Here is a 17,534-nt window from a genome sequence, read left to right on the forward strand (position 1 = left end):
ATAGTTATATATTTACTGTTTAAGCCGCTTCCGGAAATTTCGGAAGCGGCTTTTTTTTTGAAACGGCGATTTATTTTCTTTTTCAAAATTTGATTATCTGTATTTGAGTTTTTATTAATATCTGGGGTGTTAAATTCTGGTTGCGGGAATTTTCGACAAGATCTAAGCGTATTCTTATTTAATTGTTATTTACGGAGTAATATAAAATGCTTTCTCGGTGGAATCAGCCTTTCGGCTACAAAGATGTTTTGAAAATCAGCTTGCCGCTTGCCGTAAGTATGGCCTCAACCACACTTATGCAGATAACTGACAGGATCTTCCTAGGCCGGTATTCTGTAGAAGCAATTGCCGCCGCGCTTCCAGCCGGGATTCTCGCATTTTTATTCATATCTTTTTTTATGGGTGTTGCCAGTTATATTAACGTTTTTATCGCCCAATATACCGGGGCCGCGCGACCTGATAAAGTAGCAACCAGCCTCTGGCAGGGGATATATTTTTCTTTAATCGCATGGTCAGTTCTAGTTGTCCTTGGACATTTTCTAACACCGTTACTTGTTCTCGGCGGTCATCCGCCAGACGTACTTGTGCTGGAAACGCAGTATTTTAGAATTTTGATGTTCGGAGCCGGCTTGCCGGTGCTTGATACCGCACTCTCCAGTTTTTACTCCGGTCGCGGTTTAACCAGAACTGTTATGCTCGTAAATATGTTTGGCGCACTGGTTAATATACCGCTGGATTATGCTCTGATCAATGGATTCTGGATATTCCCTGAAATGGGCATAAGGGGGGCCGCAATAGCAACCGTTGTATCATGGTGCGTAGTGATAGGACTTTATTGCCCACTGATTTTTAATAGTAAGAATGAAAAAAAATACGGGATTATAAGTAATTTTAAATTTGCTCCCGATCTTTTTCGCCGATTTATCAGGTTTGGAATATCAAACGGAATGCAATTTTTTCTGGATATATTTGCTGTAACCTTTTTTGTGTATATGGTCGGCAGACTTGGAACTATTATCCTCGCGGCCAGTAATATTGCATTATCAATTGATGGTATTTCATTTTTTCCTGCATATGGAATTTCCGTTGGAGTCAGCACTCTTGTCGGGCAGGCATTAGGACAGAATCGCCCGGATTATGCGAAAAGAGCTACAACTTGCGCTTTTCATATTACATGCGTCTGGATGGGGTTTATGGGACTTATTTATTTTTTGATGCCCGATACTCTTATCAGTTTGTTCCGTCCGCATGAAATAAGTGATGCCCAGTTTGCTGAAGTTCTGGTGCACGGTAGAGTTTTTCTGCTGTTTATGGTGGCATACATCTTATTTGACGGGCTTGTACTTGTTTACTCAGGGGCGCTCAAAGGAGCAGGAGACGTTGTCTTTGTCATGAAGGCTGTAGGTTTCTTCTGTGTAATGCTGATGGTTATACCTTGCTACCTCGGCGTTGAGGTCTTTAATGCCGGACCTAATTTTCTATGGACAATTTTTACTGCCTATGTGGTTGTGCTCAGCTTGGTATTTTATACCCGCTTCAAAGGCGGAAAGTGGCAACGCATGAGGGTTATAGAATAGTATAATTAAGTTTCAGGTGAAAATGCAAAAAAGGGCATAAGAGGAATTCCTCTTATGCCCTTTTTTTATGAAGGTATTGCGAGTGTATCTGCTAAGCCTGTTCCTGAGTGATCATCAGCATTTCAGGCCGTACTTTATATATGAAGCTGTAAGTAAACAGGCAGATAAATCCTTCGATAATCATAATCGGAATATGTGCATAGATTATAATCTGAGCCGCTCCGATGAAACTGTCATCAGTGAAGGATAATGCAAATGAAGTTAAGACAGCTGAAAGACCTATTGAAAGTGCTCCGCACATGAAAGAGCCGATGCCCATGCTTCTGCCGCCTCTAGTTAGCATTGAGCGGAACAGGTAGTGGCAGAGAACCGCAGGCAAGGCCATTGTCGCGGTATTTACTCCGATTACTGTAAGTCCGCCGTACTGAAAAAGGATCGCTTGCAATAGCAGTCCTATAAATATCGCAGGAAAAGCGGCCCACCCCAGAACCAGTCCGATGAGACCGTTTAAAATGAGATGTGCGCTTGAAGGTCCGATAGGAATATGAACGAGTGATGCAACAAAGAAAACAGAAGAAAGGAGAGCAACTGTAACTAATTTCTCTGAATCCATTTTTTTGAGCCCGATAACTAATCCCACGGCGGTCACCGCAGCACCTGTAGCAAGCACAGGAATCGAGAGGACTCCCTCTGAAATATGCATGATTCAAATCCTTATTTACTTCGTGTTTAATTAAACAGAAGCAGTGGTCCTGAAAATTAAATAACAACTCAGTATGTGTATACGTTTTTTAAAATTATGACACACGGTTTTTAGTGTCAAGTTGTTTTAAAATATAGAAGTTAATTATAGTCTAATTTTATTTAAATAACACCATAGAATCATTGAACGACTGTTCACTATTGACTAATTGCGGCATAGAAAAAAAATTCTAGAGGTGGAATTATGGGGCGGTTTAAATCAATCATACTTATTAGTTTGTGCTTACTTTCATGCTGGACAAGTAAGTTGTCAGCAAATGCAGATGATATACTTATTGCTGATTGTTCAACTAAGGTTTTGACAAATCAAAAAGATAATTCTCAAGTCGCATTCAAAGGTTCTGTGGATACAGATTTGGTTCCGGTTACTACGGATGGTAAAGAATTGTATGGTTCTTTAGGAGACACTACACTAGAAGTACTGAAATTTTATTACCCCCGGTCTTCAGGTCCGGGAGGGTGTGTTATGAACCCTACTGCAGGTTTCGGTATAGATTGGGCTCTGCTTGCCATTATAATTTTAATGGGATTTCTGCGGTCTCGCATGCGATGAGTTCTCATTCATATTCGAGTTTACGTTAAGCAGCCTGAGTTCTCAGGCTGCTTTCTTTTATGAAAAAACTTTATGCAAATTAATATCCAGTGGTTCGTAAGTTGCAATAAGATGCAGAGGAGGAAAAAAATGCGCAAAGTTAGATTGTCAGAAAAAACCATTCCTATTTTGTTTGATATTGTAGTCTATGGCGGCTTTGTGGCGTTTTTGCTCGCCAGTTACGTAACATTTCAAACTTTTTTAGAACGATTCTCAGGTCCTGCCCAGAAAATTATCGGTGTTTTGCACAAGTTTTTAGCTTGAGTAGCATTATTGATTATGAAAAAAAATCTCCTTTGTCTAAATGGCAAAGGAGATTTTTTTGTGAGTGGCCAGCTTACAATTTATACATTACACAAAGGTTGACTTAGACAGAATAAATACTAATTATAAAACAAATGAAATTGACTTTCTATATCGCTAGGAGCGCTTATGCAGGATGTAATAGTTTTTATTTTGATCGGTATTGCAGCGATTTATCTTGGTTATAAATGGTTGCGTAAAGGCACTTCAGGATGTGGTTGCGGTTGTAGCTGTGGCAGCACAAAGAAAAGTACAAGGGAAGATTGTGGGATTTCATGTGACTCTTCTCGCGCAGACTTCAAAAAAAATAAATAAATACCTTATGAAAGAGTGCTGTTTCGTGTATGGGATATTCTAAATAAAAGCTGTCCACTGTCGGATGGCTTTTTCTGTTAAAAATGCATTTTGCATTTTTATGATATTATAGAGAAATATAATATCTTTTCCCCTTCAAAACTGTCTGAATATTAATCAAAGCGTAATTGTTCATTATTTTGAATACAAATTTGTTAAAGTAAAATTTTATGGGCTCAATTTTCTTCTTTATTGATTGGTAATCCTGTGCTTAACCTTAAGCAGTCAATATGAAGTCCGTTTATGGTTGCGGAATGCGAAATTGTCTATTTTTTGTTGTTATAATCATGCTAATTTTTTTAAATTATAATTTTGATAATAAAAAAGGCATGTTGCAAGTCTAGACTTTTTTTAGATTATGTTTTTATGTTAACAAAAAAAAGACATATTTTCATTTTCCTTATCAAAACCGGCACTAAATTTTTTTTATGCTGCTGTTTCTTGCTGAATTTGTAACTGAATTATGCTACACCGTGTTCACTTTCAGCTTGTCATAATGTCATGTGATATTCCTACATGGCGAAAATGTTCTCGTAACTATTTGGTTTCTTTAAAAGAGATATGTTTAACAAGAATGTTTAAACGTAGGCTGTCGAGTCTGCGGTGAATAATTCATTCACGTACAACGGGAGGGGAAGTGGCCAAGAAGAAAATTAGGTTCATGTGTACTGCATTCCGTGACGGTTTTCAGTCCGTTTACGGTGCCAGAGTGAAGACCGATGATTTCCTGCCCGCAGTTGAAGCTGCAAGGGAAGCAGGGATAAACTGGTTTGAAGCTGGCGGTGGAGCACGGTTCCAGGCTCTTTATTTTTATTCAAATGAAGATGCTTTTGATATGATGGATCGATTCAGGGCAACTGCCGGACCTGACGCAGACTTACAAACTCTGGCTCGCGGAGTTAATGTTGTAGGTCTCGAGTCTCAATCCAGTGACGTTATCAAAGCGCATGCGGATCTTTTTGCTAAACATGGTATTACTACCATCCGAAATTTTGACGCTCTTAATGACGTTAACAATCTGATTTACAGCGGTCAGTGTATTGCAAATGCCGGCTTGAAACATCAGGTTGTTGTTTCAATGATGGAACTTCCTCCGGGATGTTCCGGCGCGCATGATGCCGCATTCTATGAAAAAACTCTCCGGCAGATTCTGGACGCAGATATTCCTTATGATTCCGTCTGTTTTAAAGATGCTTCCGGAACTTCTACCCCCTCAAAAGTTTTTGAGACAGTCAAGCTTGCACGCAAAATGCTGCCTGCTGATGTGATGCTCAATTTCCATACGCATGAAACAGCCGGAATAGGTGGACTTTGTTATAAAGCTGCCATTGATGCCGGAGCTGACGCAATTGATTTATCTATGGCTCCTGCCTCCGGCGGAACCTGCCAGACCGATATTATCACTATGTGGCACATTCTGCGCGGTACAGATTATACTCTTGATATCGATATAGATAAAATTATTGTTGCTGAAGATGTTTTCCGTGACTGCATGAAGGATTACTTCCTGCCGCCTGAAGCAACACAGGTTGATGCTATGATTCCTTTCAGCCCTATGCCTGGCGGCGCGCTGACTGCGAATACTCAGATGCTCCGTGATAATGGTCTCATGGACCGCTATCCAGAAATAATCCGCGCCATGAGCGAAGTCGTGCGCAAAGGCGGTTTCGGTACTTCCGTTACACCTGTTTCCCAGTTTTATTTCCAGCAGGCATTCAATAATGTTATGTTCGGTCCTTGGGAAAAATTTGCGGATGGCTACGGTAAAATGGTTCTGGGATACTTTGGTAAAACTCCAGTTGCTCCGGATGCTGAAATTGTTAAGCGTGCTTCCGAACAACTCGGACTTGAACCTACAACTAAAAGTCCTATTGAACTTAATGATGCAGACCCTTCAAAGGGACTCGCTCCTGCTCGTAAGCGTCTTGAAGAAGAAGGTCTTCCTGTTACTGACGAAAATGTTTTCATTGTTGCGACTTGTAAGGAAAAAGGAATCACTTACCTTAAAGGTGATGCCCGTATAGGAATCCGTTACAAGAAAGACGTTGAAGCTGAACAGGTCGCCAAGCTGACAGGAGCTGCTTCCAATTCCAGTTCTTCCGGCTCTGGTACCGTCAATGTATCTGTAAACGGTTTATCGTATGCAGTTACTGTCAACGGCGATACCGCTACGCTTAATGGGAAAACTTTCAACATCGGTTCCGGAGATGCTGTTCCTGCCGCTGCAACTGCAGGCGCACCTGCCGGCGGAGCCAATGAACCTATTGTGGCTCCTATGCCCGGACTTATTGTCCGTTTGGTTGTCAGCCCGGGAACTGTCGTTCAGGAAGGTCAGACTCTGTTGACTATGGAAGCTATGAAGATGGAAATTGAAGTTAAGGCTCATAAGCCCGGAACACTGACCTCTTTTTCGGTTACACCCGGAGATCAGGTTCAGCAGGGGCACGCTTTAGCTCAGATGATCATCTAAGCCGACGCTTAAACGCAAAAGGAGATCCTAATGCAGGAAGTGATATTCAGTTGGCAGCACGTAGTCAATGGTAACGGTGTTGCTCTTTCCGTAACCGGTATGAGTATCGTGTTTGTGGCTTTGATGCTGGTGAGTCTTTACATAGCTATGCTTCCGAAGCTGGCTAGTTTATTTGATAAGATTATCCCGCCTGCAGTTCATCACTGCGGGGAGCAGGCTCCGCCGGCTTCGTCGGGACCGGTTGAGGCTGAAATAGTCGCAGCTGCAGTGGCATATCTGCAAAAAAATAAGAGCTAGACGGACGACATGGATATACTTCTTGATTTTCTAAGTACAACGGGCTTTTTTCAAATGACGATGGGCAATTTCATAATGATTGTCATCGGTATTTTTTTTATCGCCCTTGCAATTATAAAGGACTATGAGCCGCTTTTGCTTCTTCCCATCGGGTTCGGCGCAATTATAGGTAACATCCCTTCAATCGCGGGGATGCCTCTTAGCGTTTATGATGAAGGAAGCGTGCTCTCTTATTTATACTTCGGGGTCAGCAAAGGTATTTTCCCTCCGCTGATATTTCTTGGAATCGGAGCAATGACCGACTTTTCGTGCATGCTCTCCAACCCTAAGTTAATCCTTCTGGGTGCTGCGGCGCAGATGGGGATATTTGCAACCCTCATCGGGGCCTTGTATCTGGGATTCAGCCCGGCAGAAGCCGGCGCAATCGGGATTATCGGCGGGGCTGACGGTCCTACTGCCATATTCCTTGCTTCAAAGCTTGCACCGCACCTGCTGGGAGCTATCGCCATAGCCGCATACTCGTATATGGCTCTTGTTCCTGTTATTCAGCCTCCGATTATGAATCTGCTGACAACCAAGAAAGAACGTTTGATCCGTATGGCTCCGCCAAGACAGGTTACTGTTCGCGAGAAAATTCTTTTTCCCGTCGGAGCACTGATCATCACAACGTTAATCGCACCGGGTGCACTTGTTCTGGTGGGGATGCTTTTCTTAGGCAACCTTCTTAAGGAATCCGGTGTAACTGAGCGTTTGGCGGAAACTGCGCGTACTTCGCTTATTGATTCCGTTACTATATTGCTCGGAGTCTCAGTCGGAGCGTCAACTCAGGCTCAAACCTTTTTGACCCCCGGCAGTTTGCTGATCTTCGGTCTTGGCGCGGCGTCTTTTTGCGTCGCAACAGCAAGCGGAGTGCTCTTTGCAAAGCTTATGAACCTTTTCCTTAAAGAAAAGATCAATCCTCTTATCGGGGCTGCCGGTGTTTCAGCTGTGCCGGACTCTGCCAGAGTTGTGCAGATGGTTGCACGCAAAGAGGATCCTCATAACTTCCTGCTTATGCACGCGATGGCTCCGAATATCGCCGGTGTACTCGGTTCTGCTGTCGCAGCCGGTGTCCTCTGGTCTGTATTGGGGTTATAAATGAATACGATGGTAGTACTCAGAATTCGAGCGCGAATGAAAAAGCTCAGGCGAGCTATAATCATCAAAAAGCTTGGTCAGATGACTACCATGTCTATAGAAAAAACTAGCTTTGTTCGTTAACGAAAAAAAAGCGCATTCTCGAAATGAGAATGCGCCTTTTTTTTTCATAATAAATCAGATTTAAACATTTAATTTCAGGATTTGGGTGGCAGATTTTCAGTATTGATATTAAGTTTATTCAGCCTTTAGCCAGATCATGACGTAGGGCTGTCAAGTGGAGTGGATTTTTGTAAATAATAGTATTAGGCGGTTCATAACATTTAGTCATTCTTATATTTTTTTTGAAGGAGTAACTTGTGGCAAGTCAATCAACATATGAGTTTTATAAAGAAGACCTTTCTAAAATACCCCCTTTGCGGGCAATAGCAGAAACTCTTGTTAATGATAAAAGAGTAAGAAAAGTAAATGCTGCGGAAGCATACCTGCTAGCTAAAACGCAGTGGGATGTAATGGATACTGATCAGGAGATTTATCCTGAGGCTGCCAAACGCTTAGGTTTGCCTAAGGGCGCAACTGTTTTGAACAATTGCCAAGGCAAGATAGTCGGTCGCACAGGACAGGCTCGCAGGTTTTACAGTAAGCTTAATGGGCCTGATCAGCGTAAAGTGCTAGGCGACCTCAGGGAAGCTATCTCTGACATGCAGAAGCGTCCCTTGATCAAGGCTGAAGCCATAATAGGTCTAGATAAAGACCTCATGATCAGAGCGACCATTGTAGGCGGAGAGGACGATGCAGCTAATATTTTCAATTGGCTGGTAAACTTTACCCCTTACGAGGAGCTTGCCGCAGAATACGAAAAAAGTGCTAAGCTTCCTATTCAGGATATTATTATCATCGGGGATAATGTGTGGCGCAATGACGATCCTTTTTATCACAATCAGGGTTTTCCGCAGCTCGCACTTGTCGATGAAGAGTGTAACGTTATCTATAATTTCGGCATGCGTTATTTCGGTGAACGTAAGAAAGGAACTTTAACCCTTGCATGGACTTCCGGTATCCGTGTCGGTATGGCGGCTTGTCATGGCGGAATCAAGGAACTTGATTTTTCCAAGTGCGCGGATGAGAATGCAAAGAAGATAGGACAACGCTCTATTGCTTTCTTCGGACTTTCCGGTACAGGAAAATCTTCTCATACCAATTCGCATGATAACGGCGGAACACTTCCTGAAGGATTTGCAAAAAAAGTTCTTCACGATGATGCCTTTCAGATTGACATTAAGAATCGTGTCTGCCGTGCATGGGAACCGACACTGTTTGATAAGACAGATTCAAGACCACTCGGTCATCCTGATTGGAAATACATGGTTTCAGTTATGAACCATGCAACGATAAATGTTGACGGGAAAATTCTGCCTCTCGGACAGGATCTGCGTAATCCAAACGGAAGAGCCTTAATTGACCGAGATGTTTTGGGAAATTACGTCAACCGTTGTAAGTTTCCTGAAGTTTTATGCTGGCTCATGAAAGATACCTGTCTGCCGCCGATTATACGCTTTACTGATACATATCTGGCTGTAGCAATGGGCGCAGCCTTGATGACAAAGCGCAATCTTGCTGAAAATGTTTCAGAAGAAGAGCTTAAGAAGCTGGTTTTCGTCCCTTATGCCAACCCGTTCCGAGTTTATGAGCTCTGGAAAGATGTTGAAGCATTTGCAAATGTTTTTGAAAATGGCGCAACAGGATACAGTTTTAACTCAGTCGGTTTCTGGAAATCTTCTGATGTGAATCTGCATGCTATTCCGCTAAAGACATCACTGACTTTACAGTCTTTGATCCTGCTTGATAAGCTGGAATGGGAAGACTGGTCCCTTCTTCCGGGTGCGCAGTTGCCTAAACGTAATTGTATTGAAAAAATACTTCCCGGATTTTACGATACATACAATCCGCAGAACACAGATAATCAGAGTGAGTATATTCAGACTCTTAAAGATAGATTTGCCCAGCGCAGACATTTTCTTGAGGAGACCGAGGACCTTAATTGCAAGCCTGAAATATTGGCAAAGCTTACTAAGGTTCTTAGAATCAAAGAATAAGATTCAGTTTAAAAGATTAAGCAGAATAATTACAGAAAAAAGTCCCGATAAAGAATTTCTTTATCGGGACTTTTTTTTGTCTGGTTTAGCCGTAAATTTCTGTTATCGGTTTAAAACCGCTGAAAGTCTGAATCAGAATCCAGTTCAGTTTCCATGTCTAAAGAAAGACCTGATGGTGCTGATTTAATCGGTCTAATAATTTTTCTCGCGGGGGTTGATGGCTTTCTTCCAGAAGCTCCCGGCTTCGGGCGGGTATAAGCAGATCTTTGGTCATTCCCTGAAAGGTGAAAGAAGCTGATTGCATTTGTTAAATTTTCAGCTTGAATTTGAAGTTCTTCAGATGAAGCACTGACTTCCTCAGAAGTTGAAGCGCTATTTTGAACAGCTATATCGAACTGTTGAAGAGCGCTGTTGATTTGTTCCGCACCGGAATTCTGCTCCGCGCTGGAAGCAGTAATTTCTTGTACCAGCTCAGCTGTTTTTTGAATGTCCGGCACGATAGCTTTAAGCATGTTACCTGCTGTTTCTGCAATCTCGACACTTGTGCTGGAGAGTTCACTGATTTCTGCCGCTGCAACTCCGCTTCTCTCTGCCAGTTTGCGAACTTCCGCAGCAACAACAGCAAACCCTTTACCATGCTCTCCGGCACGTGCAGCTTCGATTGCTGCATTAAGTGCTAATAGGTTTGTTTGGCGTGCAATTTCTTCAACTACGGAAATTCTGGCTGCAATTTTATGCATGGCTTCAACGGTCTGAATAACAGCTGTTCCGCTTCTTTCCGCTTCAAGTGCGGCTTTACGGGACATGTTGTCAGTCTCTTGTGCATTTTCTGCATTATGAGCAATTCCGGCCACCATTTCTTCCATTGATGCAGAAATTTCTTCCATTGAAGAGGCTTGTTCTGCAGCACCCTGAGACATGATTTGTGATGTAGAGCTTAATTCATTACTACCGGATTCGACGAATGATGAGGCTTGCTGCACTTCACGTACAACGTCTGAAATACGGCTTACCATTTCGTTAGTAGCTGAAGAAAGTTCAGCTATTTCATCTTGTCCTTTCACTTCAGCGTGCACAGAAAGATCACCTCTGGCAATTTTTCTAAAAAGCTCCAGAATTGTAGTAATAGGGGATATAATAATTTTCCCAGTCAATAAAATAATGATTACGGATAGTACTACTACTGAACCAAGGCCCAGCCACAAAAGTGTCCATGCCATGCGTGTGCTTTCTTTGAAAATATCATTATGAGTGACTGTTGATACGACATACCAGCCGGTTTTAGGATCTGTCTGCCAACTCATGCGTTTCTTTATTCCCTCGTAGACGTAATCAATTGATCCTACTGGGGTCGCCATAATCTTTCTACCCCAGTCGAAATCTTTAAGATTGGCTTTTAATAGCATATCCTTATTAGGGTGGCTGATTAAAAGACCTTCAGTGTCAGCCATGAATAAATATCCCTCTTCACCTATTCTGGAATTTTTAAGGTACTTATTGTTATAATCAGAAATCTTAGGAGTTATGCCGAGAATACCGATCAGTTTTCCAGATTGCATGATGGGAAAAGTCTGCAGATAAATTGCATTTCCATTTTCATCTTCATAGGCTTTGCCCATATATTTTTGATTTTGTGCTGCTTTTTCTATATTAACGCGTCCACCGGAAGTTGACGATATATTAGAACCTACGGCTGTACCTTGTTTTCCGCCTGCTTTAATTGTTCCGTCAGGAGTCATGAGGAAGACATTTTCGTAAGTTGGTGAGTCTTTTAAATATTTGCTGAGAGTAAGCTCTACTTCATCATAGTTGTCCGTAGTTAAAGCTTCATTAATTTCCGGAAAAGCCGGTAAAATTTCCCCATCTCTCATTACCGCAGTATACCAGAAGTCTAAAGAGGAGACAGCCTTTTCACGCGTGTTGATCATTGCAGCTGTAAGTTCTTTTTCAAGACTTCCTGCCCCTGAAGAGTAAGCAACCCATGAGAGTATTCCGATTGTAAGTGCTACCAGCGGGATAATTGAGAAAATAAACTTTACCTTTAAATTAAATCGCATACTCTAGCTTCCTTATGGATGATGGGGTTGAAAAAAGTATAAAAGTCAGCAGCACGAAATCCTTAAGGTGCGCGCACTAGGTATTAGCCTAAATTACATATATTGAGTTAATATATAATGTTTGCACCTGAGAAACAAATTAATTTTAAGTTATTTGCTGTATTATTGTGTTATAACGACTTTAAGTATTCATTAATATTAAGTAAGTTTAAAATTACCGTATAAATTCAGTTTTTGGAAGACTCAAGATATTTTTGCTTAAGAGTCGGATCTTGGACAGCTTCGGCCCAAAGCAGGTAGATGCTTCTCATAAAATTTTTGCGAATTAAGGGTGCTGCTTCTATTCGAGCCGATACTGATTTCTCTACATCCATGCTTAATATTGTATTTTTAAGAGTTTGAGCTCTGTGAATTATCCGGTGCGATGATTCAATAAGTTTATTTCCTTGTGCCGCAATTTTGTCGCGCAACTCTTTGCTGGCAAGCAGCATCTCAAGTTTTCCTGCAAGGTCTGCAACATTGTTAGCTTCGTATGTAGTAAGATGCACGCCGTCTGTAAAAATATCAGATAATCCATGCTTGATATACGGAGTCAGTAGACATGAACCGCATGCCAATGCTTCAAATACTCGGAAATTTAAATCTCCGCGCTCCGCAATATTAAGGACTACTCTGGCTTTAGGAAATAGTTTTCGATATTCACCTTGAGTAACGTGAAGACCGGGAACATGTTTCGCCACTTCATCAAGAAAAATCATCCGCTCAGGAGTCAGGTCCGGGTCTACTTTACCGACAAAAAGAAGATCCCATTCTTTTTCCATGGCAAGAGGTACATCGTTATCCATAACAACCGGTGGAAACCATAAAAGTCTGGAGTTAGGAAGGCGGGGAGTAAATCTATCTAGATGATCTTTTAAGCTGACAAGACAGATGTCAAAACCTTGCGCATAAAGTGGATACCAGCTGTGAATGTGTGTATCTATGCAGTAGAAAACTGTCAGACATGGAAACGTTTCCACTCCTGCCAATGGCGGGGCTATGCTTCGATCAGCGTAAACCACCATATCAGGAATGCATTCTGATTTTTCGACAATATCAGCCCATGTAAAAACTTGTTGTCCGCGAATTGGAATATGGATTGTTTCATATCCAAGCTGATCCATTCCTGTGCGGAAAAAGGTATTGCCGATCCATGCGATTTTTTTGATGTTTGTTTTCTTCACAGATATGAAGATACCAAATTATTTGAATGTGATAAAGTATGTATTTAAACATTTGATAGCTGAACTGAAATCGCATATATATTGTGCACTGGTTTTGTGCTGACTGTTGTTTAAGCTAATTGCTGAGCATTTGGCGGATTGTAGCATTGTCAAAATCAAGTTCCGGAGTAAAGCGCAGTCCTACAAAAGAGTTTTCTTTCCAAACGGCAATCGCCTTTTGGCTGCTCAGAAATCCTATGAGGTCGTTAAATATGCATCCACGGATAAAGACTTCAGAATTAAGTTTCAGGTTGCTGAAGTCTCCTTCTGAGTTGAGTTTTACTTTCATCCCGTGAGAAGAAATATTTAAAATGGTGATGTCCAGATCTGAGTCACATGACGATACGGAAATATCGCATTGCTTAAAAAAATCGTCAATTTTTTCAAGACCTATTCTAATTGAATCTCGTCTTTCATAAGTTTTGTTCATTTTTTATCTTCCTCGATCAAAATTTGATATAATTTCTACTTGAAGTGTATTATTTTAAAATTTAGCAGGGTCGAGCTATTTCAATCCTTGGCTAAAGACGATAAAGCAGTTAAGTAATTGCAATGTAGCTAAAATCGTATGCGTTTATAAAGTAGCTAAGCCTCGATTGCAAGGTTACCTAAATTTTATTTCTTCCAGGAGTTCGGGGTGCAGAAGTTATTAACGGTTTTTATTTTGATCGGTTTGATGCTTTCAGGTTGTGTCTATGTCGACATGAATGTCGTTAATAAGACTGAACCTGGCTTAGATATGAGTTCAGTTCATACTTTTGCCTATAAAAAATCTAATGATTCAAGAAGTGATCTTGAGACTGTTTTGCTTCAAACTGCACGGGCAGAGCTTGAAGCAAAAGGGTTTGTTTACGATGCAGTGTCGCCGGATTTTCTTATGATCGTTAACTTCGGTTCCAAAACAGTGGTTGAACGAGGTGTTTCATATAAACGTGATTCGTATAATTACAATTACCTGAGCAAGTCATACAGTGACGTAGGTGTTGTTAAAACGGGTGATGCTGATAAAAATGATAACACCGTGAGAATTTATATGGTTACACCGGAAAATGAAGGTATGAGAACCTTTCTGTGGCGGGGAAGTGCTACCAGCCAGAATCAGGAAGGGGTGGCTGTCTTCGGTAAATGTCTTGTAAAAGGGGTACTGCTTAAATTCCCAGCCCCGAATGTTTCCTTTCGCGAAAAGCTTCGTTTCGGAACATGTGAATAAAATTTATTTTCTTTTATAGTCGGTTCTAATCCCTTCAAAAGTATCGCTTTTGAAGGGATTTTTTTTAGGTGGTTTAATTCGCCTTTACAAACAAAATTAAAATCAGGCTTGACTTAAATTAAAAGTCTGGGCATTTTTAATTCTCTATATGTCAATATGTTTATATAGTGAATTATTGATATTTATTCCGCAGAAAACGGAAGGCGGTGAAAACTGCAGGTGGAAGAGGTTGAGCAACATCTTAAAAATATGGCTAAGGCAGATAAATTTACGTCTAAAAATCCTATAAAGTTAAACCTCCGCCAATTAGGATATTAACTGTCAGGTTCGGGGAGGAATTATATAAGGGGATAATATAATGAATGTGGCAAGCAGTATAAAAGAAGTCGGACAATTTTTTTCTTTTGAGTTTTTTCCGCCTAAAGAAAAACAGGCATGGGATAACTTTATGGAGAAGGCGGAGAGACTGGCTGATTTAAGACCTTTATTCGCCTCTGTCACTTATGGAGCAGGCGGCTCAAGTCATGAAAATTCTCTTGATGTCTGCGAAACGCTTAAAAAGGAAATGGGGATTGATATTCTTGCTCATCTGACATGTGTGGGAGCAAGTGAGCACTCTATTGATGATTTTGTAAGCAGATTAAAGGACGCAGGCGTTTCAGATATTTTAGCACTTGGCGGAGACGGGCGGTGCGAAGAAGGGAATAATGAGAGTAGATTTTTACGTGCCGCAGATCTTGTTGACTATGTTGAGAGTAAATTTTCAGATGTGGGAATAGCCGTTGCCGGATATCCGTCCGGTCATCCTGATTCTCCTACTATCGCGCAGGACATTAATTATCATTGTGACAAGTTGTCTAAAGGTGCTGAGTTTACAATTACGCAGCTTTTTTTTGATAACAGGCAGTATTTTGATTACGTGGACAGGGTTGGAGATATGGGATTTGATCAGCCGGTAATTCCCGGAGTTCTACCGATTCAATCATTAGGCTCACTGCGAAGGATTATGTCACTGTGCGGCGCATCAATTCCCGGTGATTTATATTGCGGAGTGGAAAAAGCATTTAAAAACGGCGGTGACGAGGCCGTAATGGAGTTTGGTTTTAATTTTGCGCAAAATCAAATTGCGGGGCTTCTTAAAGGCGGAGTTCCGGGAGTTCATATATACACTCTTAACCGCGCCGCAATGTGTGAAAGGTTAATCGGAAGTTTGAAATCTGACGGTTATTTTGCTTAAGTTTTTCTTAACGTCCCCGCTCACTATGATTAAGAAAACGGGGACGTTTTTATTTTAGATAAAACCTTTAAAAGCTTCGGCTAACTTCGCAGCAGTCTTGATTTGTTCAGGACCGTTTTCCAGAATGAACGGTAAAATGTCATCAGAGTAGTCGCTGAGATTTGAAAGCAGTGAGCCTCCTAAGCTTTTAGAAGAAGGAGCTGCAACAAACTTTTTTATTTCCGAATAAAGAGTTTTGGCTTCTGCAACAGATTTATTGCCTGTCGTATAAGAGTTTGTTGCATCGGTATAGATCGATTTTGCTTTATCAAGACTTGTAGAATCAGTAAGAATTTGGCTGAGTTTATTTGTCAGGTTCATGCCGTTCATTTCAGATTTCATGCTCTGGGAAAAAGACGTCATTTGCATCAGTTTATCAAGGCCGGTTGCAGAATTATATGATCCGAGCTGTTTAACATAACCTGCATTCTTGGTCGGATTGATAAGGTCCATGGTGGCAGTCTGGGCACTGATGAGACTTTTAGTCGAGTCTGAAAAACTTGAATAAACATTCTTAGCGCGGTTTAGCAGAGTAGCTCCTTCAGTGGCGGATTTAGCTGATTCTGCCGTGGATGAAAGATCGCTAATACTGAAAGCGTCAGCTGCCGACTGGTGAGCCAGTAAGAATGATAAAGCTATAAATGACAAAAATAAAGTTTTTGTGAATAAGGTATGAATTTTCATAAAGGTTTCTCCGTTTGTTAAAGTATATTTAATATATACTTAAAAGAGATTTTTTTTGCTATTAGAAAGAGAATTAAATGCCAACAAAAAAGCCGCAACATTTGTTGCGGCTTTCTTATTCTCGATTGGTGCCGAAGAGAAGATTCGAACTTCCACGGAGTAACTCCACTAGACCCTGAACCTAGCGTGTCTACCAATTCCACCACTTCGGCACTCGGAAGCATTGTCTATATTGATTTAAAGGGTCTTTGGCAAGCTTTTTTTATGGATATATGGCGGTAGTAAACAAATATATCAATTGAAGTAAAATGTTTGGCCCATATGATATTACGAATTCAATTAATTTTCTAATTGTTTGTACTGACTAGACTTGGTATACCTTCATAAATCAGTAAAATATTCAGGGGGAATATCTATGATCCCATCTTCACTTATTCCGGCTATACACAATATTGCAGTTGCTCCGATCTGGCTGGAAACTTTTTTGATAATTACCTTTGCGATACATCTTGTGCTTATGAACATAGCTGTCGGCGGGACTGTTATTGTCGCGTGGCACAGTTTCAGCGGGGGGAGTAAAGTTTCACGAGAGCTCTCCGGTAAGCTGCCGACAATACTTGCGTTAGTCATTAATGCCGGAGTTCCTCCACTTCTATTTGTAAAAGCAATTTATGCTCAGTTTAATTATACCTCATCGGTGCTTATGGCTGTTTACTGGCTTGCGGCTATAGTTGCTTTGCTTGTGGGGTACTACGGGCTGTACTGGCATTATTACCGCTATGAAAGTTTGAAAGACGTTGGCCGGAAAGGTCTTATCTTAACGGTGCTGTGCACACTCTTATATGTAGGGTTCATGCTTTCTAATAATATGACTTTGATGCTCAGACCTGATCACTGGGCAGAGTATTTTGATAATCCGCATGGATTTATACTCAATTTAAATGACGCAGCACTCTTGCCGCGCTACTTGCATTTTATGGTTGCATCGCTTGCTGTGGGCGGACTTTTTGTGGCTGTTCTGGGTAAAATGAAATCTGATCAGGATTATATTGAAACCGGTTTTAAGTGGTTTGTGCGGGCAACTGTTTTGAATACTGCTGTCGGGCTGGCGTTTATGATGTCGCTTCCCAGAGATTTAATGCTGATGTTTATGGGAAAGGATATGCTTGCAACCTCATTGTTTGGAGTAGGAATAGTGGGCGCAGCAGCTCTGATTTATGCCGGAATGAAGCGGAAAGTGGTGACGGCATCAATTATTACCGTTGTTATGGTCTATGTGATGGTAATTATGCGGCACATGCTAAGACAGGCATACCTTGAACCATACTTCAAACCTGAGGATTTGATAGTCACAAACCAGTATTCTTCCTTATATTTATTTCTCATTTCACTCGTTATAGGAATTATTGCGATAACCTACATGCTTAAGCTTATGTGTAAGTCGGGGAGGAGTTAAT

General features: G+C 41.2%; 16 protein-coding genes and 1 tRNA gene. 11 read left to right on the forward strand and 6 right to left on the reverse strand.

The features are described 5' to 3' along the window. Positions 1–206 precede the first annotated feature (206 nt). Positions 207–1,577, forward strand: coding sequence for an MATE family efflux transporter (locus B9N78_RS05765; protein ID WP_085099738.1), 1,371 nt, complete (start codon positions 207–209; stop codon positions 1,575–1,577). Between the two features lie 91 nt (positions 1,578–1,668). Here the strand turns inward: B9N78_RS05765 and cbiM are convergent, their stop codons facing one another. Continuing rightward, entirely contained in the window at positions 1,669–2,280 is a 612-nt protein-coding gene (cbiM, locus tag B9N78_RS05770) for a cobalt transporter CbiM (RefSeq protein ID WP_085099741.1), read from the reverse strand. A gap of 243 nt (positions 2,281–2,523) precedes the next feature. On the opposite strand from cbiM, the gene B9N78_RS05775 reads away from it, so the two are divergent. The 7 genes from B9N78_RS05775 (at position 2,524) to B9N78_RS05800 (ending at position 9,588) form a co-directional block, all read left to right on the forward strand. Next, positions 2,524–2,892: a hypothetical protein gene (locus B9N78_RS05775; protein WP_085099744.1), complete on the forward strand. Its 369-nt coding sequence runs from the start codon at positions 2,524–2,526 to the stop codon at positions 2,890–2,892. Between the two features lie 129 nt (positions 2,893–3,021). Beyond that, positions 3,022–3,195 carry a hypothetical protein gene (locus B9N78_RS18130; RefSeq protein WP_170921380.1) on the forward strand — a complete coding sequence of 58 codons (174 nt, stop codon included), beginning with the start codon at positions 3,022–3,024 and terminating at the stop codon, positions 3,193–3,195. 168 nt (positions 3,196–3,363) lie between these two features. Further along, positions 3,364–3,549, forward strand: a complete 186-nt coding sequence (locus B9N78_RS05780; protein ID WP_085099747.1) for a hypothetical protein — start codon at positions 3,364–3,366, stop codon at positions 3,547–3,549. Between the two features lie 676 nt (positions 3,550–4,225). Further along, positions 4,226–6,058 (forward strand): biotin/lipoyl-containing protein, encoded by a 1,833-nt coding sequence (locus B9N78_RS05785; protein WP_085099750.1) that lies wholly within the window; start codon positions 4,226–4,228, stop codon positions 6,056–6,058. A 30-nt stretch (positions 6,059–6,088) separates the two neighbouring features. Further along, complete coding sequence (locus tag B9N78_RS05790) at positions 6,089–6,355, forward strand: OadG family protein (protein WP_085099753.1); 267 nt, start codon at positions 6,089–6,091, stop codon at positions 6,353–6,355. Between the two features lie 9 nt (positions 6,356–6,364). Then, positions 6,365–7,492, forward strand: a complete 1,128-nt coding sequence (locus B9N78_RS05795) for a sodium ion-translocating decarboxylase subunit beta (protein ID WP_085099756.1) — start codon at positions 6,365–6,367, stop codon at positions 7,490–7,492. A gap of 359 nt (positions 7,493–7,851) precedes the next feature. After that, entirely contained in the window at positions 7,852–9,588 is a 1,737-nt protein-coding gene (locus B9N78_RS05800; RefSeq protein WP_085099758.1) for a phosphoenolpyruvate carboxykinase (ATP), read from the forward strand. Positions 9,589–9,698: 110 nt separating this feature from the next. On the opposite strand, the gene B9N78_RS05805 is transcribed toward B9N78_RS05800, so the two are convergent. From B9N78_RS05805 to B9N78_RS05815, 3 genes are all read right to left on the reverse strand, one after another. Next, on the reverse strand, positions 9,699–11,645 hold the full coding sequence (locus B9N78_RS05805; RefSeq protein WP_085099761.1) for a methyl-accepting chemotaxis protein: 1,947 nt from the start codon (positions 11,643–11,645) through the stop codon (positions 9,699–9,701). Between the two features lie 227 nt (positions 11,646–11,872). Continuing rightward, positions 11,873–12,868, reverse strand: a complete 996-nt coding sequence (locus tag B9N78_RS05810) for a glycosyltransferase family protein (RefSeq protein ID WP_245805479.1) — start codon at positions 12,866–12,868, stop codon at positions 11,873–11,875. 115 nt (positions 12,869–12,983) lie between these two features. Continuing rightward, positions 12,984–13,337 (reverse strand): PilZ domain-containing protein, encoded by a 354-nt coding sequence (locus B9N78_RS05815; protein ID WP_085099764.1) that lies wholly within the window; start codon positions 13,335–13,337, stop codon positions 12,984–12,986. 207 nt (positions 13,338–13,544) lie between these two features. Here B9N78_RS05815 and B9N78_RS05820 point away from each other — a divergent pair, with 207 nt between their 5' ends. Together B9N78_RS05820 and B9N78_RS05825 are read left to right on the forward strand one after the other, a co-directional pair. After that, the gene (locus B9N78_RS05820; protein WP_085099767.1) at positions 13,545–14,117 is read left to right on the forward strand and encodes a DUF4136 domain-containing protein; all 573 of its coding nucleotides are present in this window, start codon (positions 13,545–13,547) and stop codon (positions 14,115–14,117) included. A gap of 358 nt (positions 14,118–14,475) precedes the next feature. Next, the gene (locus tag B9N78_RS05825; RefSeq protein WP_085099770.1) at positions 14,476–15,354 is read left to right on the forward strand and encodes a methylenetetrahydrofolate reductase; all 879 of its coding nucleotides are present in this window, start codon (positions 14,476–14,478) and stop codon (positions 15,352–15,354) included. A gap of 54 nt (positions 15,355–15,408) precedes the next feature. Here B9N78_RS05825 and B9N78_RS05830 read toward each other — a convergent pair whose 3' ends face one another. Beyond that, positions 15,409–16,077, reverse strand: a complete 669-nt coding sequence (locus B9N78_RS05830; protein WP_085099773.1) for a hypothetical protein — start codon at positions 16,075–16,077, stop codon at positions 15,409–15,411. 126 nt (positions 16,078–16,203) lie between these two features. Beyond that, positions 16,204–16,289, reverse strand: a tRNA-Leu gene (locus tag B9N78_RS05835). A gap of 203 nt (positions 16,290–16,492) precedes the next feature. Here B9N78_RS05835 and B9N78_RS05840 point away from each other — a divergent pair. Beyond that, positions 16,493–17,533: a hypothetical protein gene (locus tag B9N78_RS05840; RefSeq protein WP_085099776.1), complete on the forward strand. Its 1,041-nt coding sequence runs from the start codon at positions 16,493–16,495 to the stop codon at positions 17,531–17,533. Position 17,534: the final 1 nt, after the last annotated feature.

The sequence above is a fragment of the Desulfovibrio gilichinskyi genome (assembly GCF_900177375.1).
GTDB lineage: Bacteria > Desulfobacterota > Desulfovibrionia > Desulfovibrionales > Desulfovibrionaceae > Maridesulfovibrio > Maridesulfovibrio gilichinskyi.

What these genes read in the sequence shown, in the direction of transcription:
- cbiM (WP_085099741.1), bottom strand. Translation starts at nt 2,280, where the DNA reads ATGCATATTTCAGAGGGAGTCCTCTCGATTCCTGTGCTTGCTACAGGT.
- B9N78_RS05775 (WP_085099744.1), top strand. Translation starts at nt 2,524, where the DNA reads ATGGGGCGGTTTAAATCAATCATACTTATTAGTTTGTGCTTACTTTCA.
- B9N78_RS05780 (WP_085099747.1), top strand. Translation starts at nt 3,364, where the DNA reads ATGCAGGATGTAATAGTTTTTATTTTGATCGGTATTGCAGCGATTTAT.
- B9N78_RS05815 (WP_085099764.1), bottom strand. Translation starts at nt 13,337, where the DNA reads ATGAACAAAACTTATGAAAGACGAGATTCAATTAGAATAGGTCTTGAA.
- B9N78_RS18130 (WP_170921380.1), top strand. Translation starts at nt 3,022, where the DNA reads ATGCGCAAAGTTAGATTGTCAGAAAAAACCATTCCTATTTTGTTTGAT.
- B9N78_RS05825 (WP_085099770.1), top strand. Translation starts at nt 14,476, where the DNA reads ATGAATGTGGCAAGCAGTATAAAAGAAGTCGGACAATTTTTTTCTTTT.
- B9N78_RS05790 (WP_085099753.1), top strand. Translation starts at nt 6,089, where the DNA reads ATGCAGGAAGTGATATTCAGTTGGCAGCACGTAGTCAATGGTAACGGT.
- B9N78_RS05830 (WP_085099773.1), bottom strand. Translation starts at nt 16,077, where the DNA reads ATGAAAATTCATACCTTATTCACAAAAACTTTATTTTTGTCATTTATA.
- B9N78_RS05765 (WP_085099738.1), top strand. Translation starts at nt 207, where the DNA reads ATGCTTTCTCGGTGGAATCAGCCTTTCGGCTACAAAGATGTTTTGAAA.
- B9N78_RS05805 (WP_085099761.1), bottom strand. Translation starts at nt 11,645, where the DNA reads ATGCGATTTAATTTAAAGGTAAAGTTTATTTTCTCAATTATCCCGCTG.
- B9N78_RS05795 (WP_085099756.1), top strand. Translation starts at nt 6,365, where the DNA reads ATGGATATACTTCTTGATTTTCTAAGTACAACGGGCTTTTTTCAAATG.
- B9N78_RS05840 (WP_085099776.1), top strand. Translation starts at nt 16,493, where the DNA reads ATGATCCCATCTTCACTTATTCCGGCTATACACAATATTGCAGTTGCT.